We start from the raw sequence: 12,650 nt of genomic DNA, 5'->3' as shown, positions 1-12,650 counted from the left end.
GGAAGAAAAGCCGGCTTTCCCCAGAATTTTAGCTGTTTTTCAACTTCTTGCTTTTCACAGTACCACAATCATGGTCGCTCCTACCGTACCATTCCAATAGTTAGGTAGCAATACAGTGCGGTCACCCAAGCCCCGTAGCAGTTGACGATGTAGCCATGGATAGGCCCAGTAGGCCAGCTCAGTGGAAATGATGCCTACCCCGGCTCCCGCTAGTACGTCGGATAACCAATGGTTATCCTTCGCGATGCGCAGTCCACCAGTAACAGTAGCCACTGAATAGCCACCTATGCTGTACCAAATGCTTTGTTGGCCGTACTCTTTGTATAATAGCGTAGCCGCCGAAAATGCGGCGCTCGTATGCTGACTCGGGAAGGAGTCGAAGCTATTACCCTGGGGCCGCTCTACATGCGTCAGGCGTTTGAGGTTGCTGGTGAGCGTGTTATTGATTGTGTAGGTTAACCCGAAAAGCAACGCTTGATTCAGGGTATTATGTTGCCCCTTCACTCCCGCCAGACTCAATCCGATGCTAGTGTAGGCAGGCAGGTTACGCAGCTGATCGTCGATGTTCGTGCGAATGCGGACATGTTTCTGCACTTCTTCACGTAGATTTTCGTCCGTTTCCAGTACCTCTACTCTCTCGGTACTCAGCACAGCTAGCGTCAGTAAAATAGTTGGCACAGCTGCCTGCCGTACAAAAGAGGGCCTCGAACGCGCTTCGGGCGTTACTGCCAGCGACGTACGGACTGCCCTCGACCAGCCTTTCACTCGCGACACGGGCTGGAGATGATACTGAAAGCTGGAGTCGGCCGTTGTGCCGGTTTGCGCCTGAGCTACCCTTATTGTGTTCAGCAACAACCAGAATACTAAATAGCCGACCCGCGGGAAGAAAGCAAACCTTGTATCATTAGTCAACATAAGCTACCAGAACTACCGTGGCTTTAGAGGACATAATATCCTCCAGTTATTCAAGCCGTAGTTTAGGTGCTGATTCTGGTGATAATCTGGAGTACAGCTTTTCCTTGTGCCTTTTCTCTGTTTTCGAGCACTACGGATTCTGCACAGAATCGTCCTGTAGCTTGCCGCTAAAGTTTGATTGTCTTTACAAGAGGCAGTTGCCGTTTAGCGTCCTTAGCTATGAAAACACCGCCATTTTATCGTCACCGTGCGCACGTTACCGGGGTAAATGCGTTGGCCCCCATTCCCGAACGCTACCCTTATCACGACGTCATGGAGTGTCCCTTTGGGCAAGCCATAAAACAGAGTGGTGAGTGGCGTTATTACAATCCGACCACCGTAGCTGAAACGCGTGCCCGCTGTCCGCATTGCATCGCGCTGGATAAGTGAGGGGACAGACGATGAAGTTGTAAGAACTCGCGGCGCCCCTTTAAAACTGCACGCGTAGTGTGTGCAGCGAAGTAGCAGCAGTGAAGGAATACGTAAGTCGAAAGCCGTAATAAGCGCAAATTTGCGCAACAATCGATAGCCCTAGACCCGGTGAGTCGGAAGCGGCGTTGTGCTTGCGGAAGCGCCCAAGTAGTTGCATAGGGTCCGTGGTGAGCACTGGGCCACTATTGCTAATCTCTAAAACCGTAGGACTCAATAGCACTTGAAGCTGGCCACCACAATAGTTGTGCTTTACAGCATTCTGCAACAGATTGCCCACCAGCGAATCGGCCAGTGCCGGGTGCATCGTGCGCGTTGTATCCCCCACTACCTGCAGAGTAGGTACCAGCTCTTTCGCGTCCATAAAATCCTGGAATTGACTCAGTTTTTCCGTTAATACCTCCTCCAGGCATAATGACGTACCTTGGCTGAACTGTCGATTCTCAATTTTACTTAGGGGCTTAGGAAGCAAAACTAATTAGAGGGGCTGTTGACGAAGCAATTTAAGTAAGAGTTTGTACAGGTCTTCGTGGCGATGATTGAAGCGAAACTCGGCCTCTTTCAAGTGTAGTAAAAACGTATGGTTGGGCACGCCCTTGAAGCGTTGCAGATGGGCTTTGGCAAAGCTCCAAAATGATTCAATCCCGTTGATATGCGAGGCTCCCTGGACAAACTCGTTCTGCCCATGATGCACCCGAAAATGACGGTCGTAGCCCACGTCCACCAAGCCATCATAGCCGCGCCAGCCATCGGTGTTGACCATCGCCGTGACATCAATCTTACCCCGAATAATAGCTTGCAGGGTCTTTTTCGAGCAATCCGGGACGATTTCCGTGTATACCTGAGCCCCGCGTTTGAACAGGCCAAAGACAATGGTTTTACCCCCCGCTCCCCGGCCCCGTTTGCCGCGTACGCGCCGCGGGCCGAAGTAGCTCTCGTCCAGTTCGACGGCCCCGTCCAGGTCAGCCGGCACCGGGCTGCAAGCTAGCAGCCGGTGGCGCAGGCGCAGGTATATGTCGTTGACCGCGCGTACGCTCAGACCCGTCAGCCGGGCCGCGTCCGAAGCCGTCAAATCCAGCGCGAAAAGACGCAACAAGTAGCGAAATTTGACCTCGGAAATTTTGCTGCACTTATAATAGCGGTTAGTTTGCTGCATAACAGGAAGTTATGCCCCATTCCTCGCTTTTTGCTTCCTAAGCCCCTTACTTAATAGCGTTAACGCTTGGTGCAGGCGGGAAAGTCGATGCGTTGTGCGGTATAGCTCCTGAACCGATCCAACCGCCGTTTCAGGTAGATCTGGTAGTTGCATTAACTGCTCTAGCTGCGCATGCATAATGGCTAAGGGCGTTTGCGTTTCGTGGGCGGCATTCTCGGTGAATTCCTTCAGGGCCCGGTAGTCAGCTGCCAGTCGCTCCGTCAATTGAGCTACCGCTAAATTTAACTCACTAAACTCATCAATGCGCGTGGGGGGCAGCGACAATGACTGCGGAAACTGCAACTGATACTCCCGTAGAGCGGTCAGGGTACGTTGAAATGGCGACCACAACCAGCGTGATAACCACTGATTTAGCAGTATGAGGCTGCCAAATAATAATCCCATGACGGTCAGCATCACGAAGAGAACCACTTTCAGTAAGTCCTGCGTTTCCAGCAAGGAGCTACGTAGGGTAAGCCAATACAGGCGCCCCTCAATGGTGACAGGGAAAGACAGTTGTCGGAAGGGTACCGACGCGTGCTCTACAGGGTCAGTTAAAGTGGTATCACTAAATCCCGTGGCTATGGGGACTGCGCTGATAGCTAAGTCATTGGGGTTGTTTACCGCTGGCAGGCGGTTTGTAGCGCGAATCTGCTGACGAAGGTAGAGTTGATTCAGTTCTAGTTGCTCATCTATTTCATGGGCCAGTGCCCGCTGAATACCGCCATATAGCAAACCCGTACCCAGCGTGAAAAGCACCATGGCTAATACAAGGTAATAGCGATTGGTGGTGGTCAGCAGTTTCATGCTATTTCCAACTTGTACCCTAATCCGTAAACCGTACGGATATAATTATCAGCTCCCAGTTCCTGGAGTTTTTTGCGCAGGTTCTTCAGGTGGGTGTAGATAAAATCAAAGGAATCGGCCGTGTCGGCTGCATCGCCCCATAAGTGCTCCGCAATGGCCTCCTTCGTGAGCAGGCGGTTGGGATTAACTAACAGAAACAGCAGTAATTCATACTCCTTACGCGTCAACGTAACGGGTTGCTCTTTTACCAGCACCAACGCCTGATCGGGAAATACAGTCAGGTCGCGAAACACTAAGTGATGCTGTCCTTGAAACTGTCGTCGCCGCAGCACGGAGCGTAACCGAGCGTTTAGTTCGGCTAGATGAAAGGGTTTCGGTAAGTAGTCATCAGCTCCTAATTCCAGACCTAATACTTTGTCATCCAACGAGCCGCGCGCCGATAGAATGAATACGCCTGCGACGGAATGATCAGCTTTGAGCGTACGTATCAAATCAAGGCCCGATCCGTCGGGTAGTGTAAGGTCCACCAATACGCAGTCGTACTGGTACAGCTTAATTTTCTCATGTGCTTGCTCATATGTGTCCGCTGTCTCGCATACGTAGCCTTCATGCCGCAAAAAATTCAGCAGCATGATACGTAGTGCTGTTTCGTCTTCAATTATCAGGATTTTCATGAGTAGTGAAGAACTGAGTAGCAATAAATGAGAAGATGTAAATACAGAGAAGTAGTTATTGAACGGTAAAATTCAAAGTAAGCTCAGGTCGTAGCCTAGGCTAAGTAGTAGCAGAAGTAGGCCACCTAATACGATGCGGTAAATGCCAAAAGCCCGAAAGCCATAGCGGGTGATGAACGCTATAAATGAGCGTACGGCCAGTAGAGCTACCCAAAAGGCTACTGCATTTCCTAAAAACAACAAATACAGATCATCGAGTTGGGGTGGATTTATTTTGTATGCTTTATACAGTTCGTAACCCGTAATGACAACCATGGTAGGCACGGCCAGCAGGAAAGAGAAATCAGCGGCCGCGCGGCGGTCAAGGCCTTGGGCCAAGCCCCCTACGATGGTTGCCGCCGAACGCGACACACCTGGTACTAGCGCAAAGCACTGGAACAGACCTATTTTCAAAGCCTGTACGAAGCTGGGTGTCGTTACCTGTTTGCGTAACCCCGAAAACCACCGGTCTACCATTAACAATACAATGCCACCAAGCACCAATGAAACGGCTACTACTTTTACGCTTTTCAGTAATTCGGCAATCACATCTTTAAGTAGAAAACCCAGAATACCGAAAGGCAAGAAGGCCACCGCCAACTTCAAGTAAAGGTCAAAGCTTTGCAGAAATCGCCGCCAGTAGAGCGCAACTACCGATAAAATGGCCCCGAGTTGAATAGTGGTGATGTACGTTTCCGTGAAGGGCAATTGGCCAATACCGAGCATGTTCGCCACAATAATCATGTGCCCGGTGCTCGACACAGGTAGAAATTCTGTTAGCCCTTCGACGACGGCTAAAATTATGGCTTGCCAATAGTTCATAAATAGGGAAAGGAGAGTGATAGATTGAAGGCTAGTCCGTGGTCCAGATTTCTGAGTGCCTACTGCCAGTAGGCTATCCCAGCGCGCCACCACTGGCGTAGTTGCGCCCAGTCGGGCGAGAAGAAGACGTGCAGGCTGGCTACCCAGCCCAGCGAGCACACCCAGCCGGCCAATACATCGGAGGGGTAGTGCACACCTAGATATACTCGCGACAGACCTACACCCAGCGCGAACAAGCTGCTACTACACACCACCGTCCAGCGCCAGTGCGTATCCCAGAGGAGAAAGACCAGCGCCGCGGCTAGTGCCGCCGAACCCATCGCGTGGCCACTGGGGAAACTATAGAACTTGGCCGGCGCAATGGACGCCCACAGTGCTGGTCGAGGCCGGCCAAAGATGACTTTAGCTAGGAGGTTGAACAGCATGGCCCCGCCCATCGATAGGACAAAAAACCAGGTTTTGGCACAGTGGTGCCGCCATAGCAGCACCCCGCCAATAGCGACGGTCGCCCCACCTATCACCCATGGTCCGCCTATGTAAGTCAGAATCAGGGCTACCTGATCAAGGCTGGGACTCTGCTGCTGGTGCACCCACATAAGTAGCGGCTGGTCGCCGATAAACCCTCCACTCTCCCAAATATCTTCGGCTACCGCAATAAACACAAACCAGGGTCCGGCAATGCCTAGCACGAGCAGTGTTATCAACGCCCAGTGCTCCCAAAGTACTGCACGTAGCTGCCGGTAAAGAGAAGCAAGCCCGGATAACCTCATATTTTAAAAGTTAGTATTTAAACTACACTTAGTAAACTGTATCTAGCTCACTATCAAATAGCATGTTCTCTAAATGAGTAAATTCTATCATTTTATAGAATAAGGAAAAGCCTACTTCGAAGGACGCCATACCAAGCCTATACCAGCCCCTCCTGGTACCCATAAGGGAGTGAGCCCCACGTCGCGGCCGATAGGTTTGCGTCCCCAACGGTTACGGTGCGTCAGGTAAGCTAGGTGAGCCGAAAGTATGCCGAAACCTGCGCCCGCCACAACGTCGCTCTGCCAATGCTTGCTATTAATCATGCGTAGCGCGGCCACACCGGTGGCAATGGTGTAGGCCCCGATGCCATACCATTGACTTTTGTCCCGAAACTCGGTGTGCACAATGCTAGCGGCCAGAAATGCCTGCGCCGTGTGGCCCGATGGAAATGAGAGATTATCAGAGCCATCGGGACGGGTTTCGCGGGTCAGGAATTTCACGCTATAAACACTAGCAAGCATGATAGCCTCAGCTTTACCGATGACTAACAAGGTGTTAAGGCGGTCATTATGCGATTCTACACCCGCCAGGGCTACTAAACCTAGCTCGGCATACGGTGCAAAAATCAGGTAATTATCGAGACCAGTACGATAAGTTGGGAACAGCTTGTGAATGTCCCGGTTAGCTTGTTGATTGGTGTAGAATCCCCCACCGTTGAAGGTATAAACACCATAAGCAATCAGCACGGCAGGCACAATGCTTGTACGTACCAACCGCTGCTCATACCATGATTTATGGTCGTTGGTAGTGGGGATTGGATTTTCAAATTTGTGCAACGTATCGGCGGCCGCAGCCGGTACCGATTGCACTTGCGCAGAAGCAGGTGCTGGGGCATGCACTAATAAAGACAGCACGACAGCACTGGTTAGCCAAAAAGAACGCATCAGGTAACAAAACACGGTTCACCATAGCCCATCATTGGTACAGGCTCCTGCGCATTGGCAGGTAGGCAAGAGTAGTGAACGATTCTGTTGTAAATCTGAGGCGGATAACATGCGTATCTTTTGCTCGAAAAATAGATTGACGCTCTATACCTGATATAGAACCTGTTTAGAAAGTCCTGAACGGTCATGCTGAGCTTGCCGAAGCATCTCTACCGCTTCGTTGAGTGCTATCAGGCGAAGCGGTAGAGATGCTTCGGCAAGCTCAGCATGACCGTTCAGGACTTTCTAAACAGCTTCATAGTTGTCGTGCTCTAAAAGATTGACTGTTTACAAATAAAATCGGTCGTGGCTGTTGCAGAACTCATTATCCTGTTTGCTGCTGTGCTCGTAGCAGGAAGATGCAAGGTAAGAAGCAGTTCACCGACAAAGAGGTCACGCACTTTCGGCTTTCCGAGCGCGTACCCGTCCATAATTTCTATCGCCGATTGGCGAAGCTTATCGACTGGCACTTTCTTTACCAGGAGACCAAAACGCTCTATAGCCATACTGGCCAGCCCTCGCTCGACCCGGTCGTGTTCTTTGAACTGCTGCTGGTGGGCCGGTTAGAGAATCTAGTCAGCGACCGTCGCCTCATGGAGCACTGCGCCTTGCGTTTGGATATTCTCTATTTTCTCGGCTACGAGGTGGATGAGGAGTTGCCCTGGCATTCCACGATCAGCCGCACTAGGCAGTTGTATCCTGCCCAGGTCTTCGAGCACTTGTTCGACCACGTCTTTGCCCAGTGTGTGGTCCTGGGGCTGGTGGCCGGCGATATGCAAGCCGTCGACTCGACCCCGGTTAAGGCCAACGTTTCCTTGGAGAGTATGCAGCCAAAGCAGCTGGCCATGGCAGATACACCAGCATCTGCTGCCGTGCTCACGGCTCCAGCACACCAGCTGCGGAACGAAGCCGCTCGCCAAGCCAAGCGACAAAAGACACCAGGTGCGTTGGGTGCGACCCACACCCAAGCACGTTTATTAAGCAATAAGACACACAATAGCCTCACCAATTCGGCTGCACGCGTATCGATCAAGCCCGGTAAGGCCCGAGCACTGAATTATCTGTGCAGCTTGGTCTGTGGATACCGCGGCCGGTGTGATCAGCCATGTGCAGGCCGACTTCGCTGATAGCCGCGACAGTGTGCATTTACCCAGCATTATGCACCAGCTGTTGCCGCGTTTGCGAGCACAGGACTTGCTTTGGCGCGAGATTCTGGCCGATGCCGGCTATGCCAATGGTTTCAATTACGCATTACTAGAGCAGCAAGGGCTTACGCCTTGGATACCCGTCTTCGGTCACAAGCCGGACGTTAAAGGCTTCACGTACGACGTGAAAAGGGATACATACACCTGCCTGGCGGGCAAGCCATTGCCATTTCAGAAATACGATTCATGCTCAAAGCTACGAGAAAGAGGGCAAGAGCAGCTGTTTGTGAACATCCTTCCAGAACGTGCTATTCGTCAACTCCTTCGGGTATACAGTGACCCCATGCCGCCTTAGGAACGAAGAAGCCTTTGGCGAGCCAGGCGGCCACGTTCTGCGCTCGTACGAAGCGCGTCTCCACATGGCCCCAGGCATCCACGTGGTACATGATCGTTTTGCCCACTTCCCGGGCGTGCAACGTTGCCAAGTGTTCGGCGGCAGATAGTGGTGGTGTAGACGATTCGGTAACGGGTCTGCGCACTCGGGGGCGTTTGGTGGATTCAGTCATACGAGCACAACATAATGGCGAGGCAAAGGCTCGAGTGCTGCTTATCAGATGCCGCCACTTCGCACGGCAAAAGTATCAAGGTGAATGACTAGCTTTCAAACCATGCTCAGTAGTCGTTCGAACAAACAGAAAACAAGTTATGATAATCCTTACTTATCATAACTTATATTTACCGAGCAAAAAGACCCCGTTTTTTCGGTTTTCACTCCTATATAATATAGGTGCCGAAACAGTGGTCTGGCTAACGCTCGAAACAACTCGCCTGATCCGCCCTTACAATCTATTCCATGAGCGAAGATCTGTCCCTCATCCCGGCGCCAAACACGAACCAAACGATCAGTGCCCAGTTGGCGCGGGCTTCGGCTAAGGTGGCGGGCTTTCTCGAAGCCGGCCTACAGGGCGCGGCCAACACCGAGCGGGCTTATACTTCGGACCTGAAAAGCTACGTCAGCTTTTGCGAGCGGCACGGCCTGCAAGCCGTGCCCGCCGACGTGGACACCCTGACCGAGTACGTAGCCTACCTGGCCACCGAGAAGCCTGCCCCGGAACCCGGTATTGGGGGCGGTGGGGAGAACAAGAAACGAAAAGGCCAGCAGCCACTCACCCGGCCCCACTCCCTGGCCACCATCCAGCGCCACCTGGCCGCCATCCGCAAAGCCCACCAGCTCGCCGGCTACCGGCTGCCCGCCACGCTGGATGCCTTGAACGTAGTGATGGATGGCATTGCCCGTACCTTGGGCAAGCGCCAGGACCAAGCCCCGGCCTTCACCGTCGAAGAGCTCAAGCTAGCCATTCGTCGCATCGACCTGGAGACGTCTTCGGGCATTCGGGACCGGGCCCTACTGCTATTGGGCTTCGCCGGGGCCTTCCGGCGTTCGGAGCTAGTGAACCTGAACATTGAGCAGCTGGAGTTCACCGAGCGGGCCTTGCTGGTGCACCTAGCCAAAAGCAAGACCAACCAGTACGGGGCCGTCGAGGACAAGGCCATTTTCTATGCGCCTACGCTGGATTTCTGTCCCGTGCGCTGCCTGCGGGCTTGGCTCAACTTGTTGGATCGCACCAGTGGGCCACTGTTCGTGAAGATTCCGCGCACTACGCCAGGGCAGATGGCCACGCCGTCCGAGAAACGGCTTTCGGACATTTCCATCAACAAGCTCGTGCAAAAGCGCTTGGGACCGGGCTACTCGGCGCACTCCTTGCGCGTGTCGTTTGTGACAGTGGCCGTGCTCAATGGGCAGTCGCACAAGGCCATTAAGAACCAGACCAAGCAGAAGACCGATGCCATGATTGAGCGCTACACCCAGCTCAACAACGTCGTGTCCTACAATGCCGCCCAAGCATTGGGCTTGTAACATGCCTGAAGGAGCAAGCGGGGCGAATAAGATTGGCCGTCCTCACCCACGAATCCCAAGCGACGGGTGGACTACCCGGTGAACCACGGCGCATCGGGAGCGTACACGTATCTAGGCTTCGTGGGGGTTAGCGGCTACTCGGCTGACCCTTGTGCGGGGAATTTGGCTATTGTCCCAGGTTTCAATAGCAGCGACGTCTATGGTGACCAACTACTGCCAACATCCCGTACTCATTCTTACACTCCCGCCACTACCTAATGAAATTTCCTTTCCTGCTCCCGGCCGTGCTGGCCACTTTCGCGGCTTTTCAAGTGCCGGCCCAAACGGCGCCGAAGGCGGCCCCGTCGCGCGTAGCCGCCGACCAGCTGACCACCGCCAAAGGCCCGCTCACGGTGCAGCCCATCACGCACGGCAGTGTGGTGCTGAGCTGGAACGGCAAGACCATCTACGTGGACCCCTACGGCGGGGCGCCGGCCTATGCTGGGCTGGCTGCCCCGGATGTGATCCTGATCACGGACATTCACAGTGACCACCTAGACTTGAAGACGCTCGCGGGCCTCCCCGTAGACCACGCCCTGCTGATAGTGCCCCAAGCGGTGGCCGAGCAGCTGCCGGCCCAGTACCGTCAGCAGGTACGCGTCCTGCGCAACGGCCAGCGGCTTGATACGCTGGGGCTGCGCGTTTCCGCCCTTGCCATGTACAACCTGCCCGCCACGGCGGAGGCGCGCCACCCCAAAGGACGGGGCAATGGCTACGTGCTGAACTTAGGCGGTAAGAACGTCTACCTGTCCGGCGACACGGAAGCCACAGCCGAGATGCGCGCGCTCAAGGGTATAGATGTGGCGTTTGTGTGCATGAACCTACCCTACACCATGGACGTGCCGCAGGCCGCGCAAGGCGTGCTGGCTTTCCAGCCAGGCATTGTCTACCCCTACCACTACCGGGGGCAGAATGGGCTGAGCGACGTAGCGCGCTTCCGGCAACTCGTGCAGCAGGCCAACCCGAACATTGAGGTGCGGCTGCGCAACTGGTATCCGGTGACCCAGTAAGGGGGCGCCGGATACCAGTTGCGCAGCCGACCATAGGCTCCTTATATAAGGGAAGTGTATAGACATAGACTGTATCCAGGTGGTTGATGAAGCGCTTACTCAACCAATAATTTGCCGGTACTAGCACCTACCCGAACCAAATACACCCCCGTAGGAAGCCCATCTAAGGAAAGCACTGCTTCCGGAGTATTTGGTTTTACGGGAACGTTCTGCAGTACATGCCCCAACACATCCTGCAATTGTACCACTGCTATACCGCTGGGGACTGCTACTCGTGCTAAAGTGCGCGCGGGGTTGGGATAGATTCCTAGCACCGCCCGCTTAGGCGCACCAACGGCCAAAGGTTGTTCCGTTAGCTTAGCGAGGTAGGCTACCTGGCTATTACCGGGTATGTCCAGGAGCGTCTGGCTACCAAAGCGGGCCATCATCCCAGCTGATCCAGCTACATAGATAGTGGCCCCGCTTATGGCTATAGCAGAGGCATCGTCGTCTGCCATACCGCCGCCCTGCTGCGTCCAGATAAAACTACCCGTACTACCCGCGTCTATCACTTTGGCTACCAAGGCGTTCATAGTTCCCACGAGCCCGTTATTTGTCAGCGTCGTATTGCCGAAGGTAGTGGTGGTGCCATCGTACTGGCCGGTCAAGTAGACGCTCGAGCCGGTTGCGGCTACATCCGTAGCGGTAACCGTCCCCTGCTCAGAGGCTCCTGCCCATAAGGACCAGATGAAGCTGCCACTGCTTCCTGCATCGGTTAGTTTAGTCACAAATGCATTCCTGGTGCTCCTGGTGGTAGTCGTTAGTGTCGTCGTACCAAAATTTACGGTAGCTCCGGTAAATGATCCGACCACATATACATTACTACCAGAGACAGCCAGCGCGCTTGAGGTAGCGCCAGTGCCGCCCGTTCGCTCAGCCCACATGAAACGACCAGCGTTGCCGGCGTCCGTTAACTTCGCTACAAATAGATTCCCCCCATTCGATACAGTCATATTGCCGAAGTCGGCCGGAACGCTCCGAAGCCAACCCGTTACATAAAGGCTAGTTCCACTTACAGCTAAGGCTGCTACACCATCATTTGCTATCCCTCCCCCTCTTTGTACCCAAGCAAAGTTACTGGTAGTACCGGCATCCATCAGCTTGGCTACAAATGCATCACTATCTCCCGCACTGGTAAGGTTCAAGCTCCCAAAAGTGGCCGTATTGGCAAAGGAACCGGCTACGTAGATGTTGTTTCCACTCACCGCTATGGTGCTAACGGCATCGTACTCCGTGCCTCCTAGCTGCTGAGCCCACTCGAAGGTAGCGGTGGTGCCTACCTCTGTCAGCTTGGCAATAAATCCGTCGCTACGCCCGTTCGTGTCCCCTGCATTTGTTAAGGTGATGCCCCCAAATCTGGCAGTAGACCCGACAAAATCACCGGCTATGTAGATGCTTGAGCCATTTAGCGCTACTGCTCTAGCTGCAGTACTTTCGCCTACACGCTGGGCCCACAAAAAACTGTTCGTAGCGGTGCTCCACTTTGCCACAAATGCATCGTAAGCGCCAACACTGGTCAGACTGATCGTGCCAAAAACGGCTGTGCCACTGAAACTTCCCACGAGGTACACATTGCCATTCGCATCAGCAGCGGTGGCGTCTACATACGAGTTATCACCGGGGCCCTGTTTCACGGCTACTGCAGTCTGCCAAGTTTGCGCCTGGGTCCGACTTATTCCTAGTAGTGTACATAGCAGTCCAATGATCTGCCACCTGTAAAGCCAAGAGGAAAAATGTTTCATATAAAGGGGTAGAAAGTGAAGGTAAAAAGCGTCATCCTGGCCCTACTAAAAGTAGGCCATCATCTTTCACCTTATTCTATCATCCGTTACTTCAACACCTCTCG

General features: G+C 53.6%; 13 protein-coding genes. 4 read left to right on the top strand and 9 right to left on the bottom strand.

Annotation, left to right across the window (positions count from 1 at the left end):
• Positions 1 to 54: 54 nt before the first annotated feature.
• The 8 genes from F1C16_RS21610 to F1C16_RS21575 form a co-directional block, all read right to left on the bottom strand.
• Complete coding sequence (locus F1C16_RS21610) at positions 55 to 678, bottom strand: phosphatase PAP2 family protein (RefSeq protein ID WP_185284622.1); 624 nt, start codon at positions 676 to 678, stop codon at positions 55 to 57.
• A gap of 706 nt (positions 679 to 1,384) precedes the next feature.
• On the bottom strand, positions 1,385 to 1,747 hold the full coding sequence (locus tag F1C16_RS21605; protein ID WP_185284621.1) for an ATP-binding protein: 363 nt from the start codon (positions 1,745 to 1,747) through the stop codon (positions 1,385 to 1,387).
• A gap of 114 nt (positions 1,748 to 1,861) precedes the next feature.
• Positions 1,862 to 2,539 carry an IS1595 family transposase gene (locus F1C16_RS21600; protein ID WP_185281262.1) on the bottom strand — a complete coding sequence of 226 codons (678 nt, stop codon included), beginning with the start codon at positions 2,537 to 2,539 and terminating at the stop codon, positions 1,862 to 1,864.
• A 9-nt stretch (positions 2,540 to 2,548) separates the two neighbouring features.
• Complete coding sequence (locus F1C16_RS21595; RefSeq protein WP_185284620.1) at positions 2,549 to 3,385, bottom strand: HAMP domain-containing histidine kinase; 837 nt, start codon at positions 3,383 to 3,385, stop codon at positions 2,549 to 2,551.
• Positions 3,382 to 4,059 carry a response regulator transcription factor gene (locus tag F1C16_RS21590; protein ID WP_185284619.1) on the bottom strand — a complete coding sequence of 226 codons (678 nt, stop codon included), beginning with the start codon at positions 4,057 to 4,059 and terminating at the stop codon, positions 3,382 to 3,384. The genes F1C16_RS21595 and F1C16_RS21590 overlap by 4 nt, the downstream gene beginning before the upstream one ends.
• A gap of 72 nt (positions 4,060 to 4,131) precedes the next feature.
• Complete coding sequence (locus F1C16_RS21585; protein WP_185284618.1) at positions 4,132 to 4,920, bottom strand: undecaprenyl-diphosphate phosphatase; 789 nt, start codon at positions 4,918 to 4,920, stop codon at positions 4,132 to 4,134.
• A 59-nt stretch (positions 4,921 to 4,979) separates the two neighbouring features.
• Positions 4,980 to 5,624, bottom strand: coding sequence for a phosphatase PAP2 family protein (locus F1C16_RS21580; protein WP_185284617.1), 645 nt, complete (start codon positions 5,622 to 5,624; stop codon positions 4,980 to 4,982).
• Positions 5,625 to 5,801: 177 nt separating this feature from the next.
• Positions 5,802 to 6,584 (bottom strand): phosphatase PAP2 family protein, encoded by a 783-nt coding sequence (locus tag F1C16_RS21575; RefSeq protein ID WP_185284616.1) that lies wholly within the window; start codon positions 6,582 to 6,584, stop codon positions 5,802 to 5,804.
• Positions 6,585 to 7,012: 428 nt separating this feature from the next.
• Between F1C16_RS21575 and F1C16_RS21570 the strand changes: the two genes are divergently transcribed.
• From F1C16_RS21570 to F1C16_RS21555, 4 genes are all read left to right on the top strand, one after another.
• Positions 7,013 to 7,780 carry a transposase gene (locus tag F1C16_RS21570; RefSeq protein ID WP_185284615.1) on the top strand — a complete coding sequence of 256 codons (768 nt, stop codon included), beginning with the start codon at positions 7,013 to 7,015 and terminating at the stop codon, positions 7,778 to 7,780.
• A gap of 31 nt (positions 7,781 to 7,811) precedes the next feature.
• Positions 7,812 to 8,153, top strand: a complete 342-nt coding sequence (locus F1C16_RS21565; protein WP_185284614.1) for a hypothetical protein — start codon at positions 7,812 to 7,814, stop codon at positions 8,151 to 8,153.
• Between the two features lie 498 nt (positions 8,154 to 8,651).
• Entirely contained in the window at positions 8,652 to 9,716 is a 1,065-nt protein-coding gene (locus tag F1C16_RS21560) for a tyrosine-type recombinase/integrase (RefSeq protein ID WP_185284613.1), read from the top strand.
• Positions 9,717 to 9,973: 257 nt separating this feature from the next.
• Positions 9,974 to 10,765: an MBL fold metallo-hydrolase gene (locus F1C16_RS21555; RefSeq protein WP_185284612.1), complete on the top strand. Its 792-nt coding sequence runs from the start codon at positions 9,974 to 9,976 to the stop codon at positions 10,763 to 10,765.
• A 95-nt stretch (positions 10,766 to 10,860) separates the two neighbouring features.
• On the opposite strand, the gene F1C16_RS21550 is transcribed toward F1C16_RS21555, so the two are convergent.
• A complete protein-coding gene (locus tag F1C16_RS21550; protein WP_185284611.1) occupies positions 10,861 to 12,546 on the bottom strand; it encodes a T9SS type A sorting domain-containing protein in 1,686 nt (561 codons plus the stop codon).
• Positions 12,547 to 12,650 lie beyond the last annotated feature (104 nt).

It is taken from the genome of Hymenobacter sp. NBH84 (genome assembly GCF_014217645.1).
In the GTDB taxonomy this organism is placed as follows: Bacteria; Bacteroidota; Bacteroidia; order Cytophagales; family Hymenobacteraceae; genus Hymenobacter; species Hymenobacter profundi.
Note: the sequence above shows the minus strand (reverse complement) of the source record. Positions and strands in the feature narration are given on the sequence as shown.

Bases quoted from the DNA above. Each gene is read 5' to 3' on its own strand.
- F1C16_RS21605 (WP_185284621.1), bottom strand. From the start codon at position 1,747: ATGGACGCGAAAGAGCTGGTACCTACTCTGCAGGTAGTGGGGGATACA.
- F1C16_RS21600 (WP_185281262.1), bottom strand. From the start codon at position 2,539: ATGCAGCAAACTAACCGCTATTATAAGTGCAGCAAAATTTCCGAGGTC.
- F1C16_RS21595 (WP_185284620.1), bottom strand. From the start codon at position 3,385: ATGAAACTGCTGACCACCACCAATCGCTATTACCTTGTATTAGCCATG.
- F1C16_RS21590 (WP_185284619.1), bottom strand. From the start codon at position 4,059: ATGAAAATCCTGATAATTGAAGACGAAACAGCACTACGTATCATGCTG.
- F1C16_RS21585 (WP_185284618.1), bottom strand. From the start codon at position 4,920: ATGAACTATTGGCAAGCCATAATTTTAGCCGTCGTCGAAGGGCTAACA.
- F1C16_RS21570 (WP_185284615.1), top strand. From the start codon at position 7,013: ATGCAAGGTAAGAAGCAGTTCACCGACAAAGAGGTCACGCACTTTCGG.
- F1C16_RS21565 (WP_185284614.1), top strand. From the start codon at position 7,812: ATGCACCAGCTGTTGCCGCGTTTGCGAGCACAGGACTTGCTTTGGCGC.
- F1C16_RS21560 (WP_185284613.1), top strand. From the start codon at position 8,652: ATGAGCGAAGATCTGTCCCTCATCCCGGCGCCAAACACGAACCAAACG.
- F1C16_RS21555 (WP_185284612.1), top strand. From the start codon at position 9,974: ATGAAATTTCCTTTCCTGCTCCCGGCCGTGCTGGCCACTTTCGCGGCT.
- F1C16_RS21550 (WP_185284611.1), bottom strand. From the start codon at position 12,546: ATGAAACATTTTTCCTCTTGGCTTTACAGGTGGCAGATCATTGGACTG.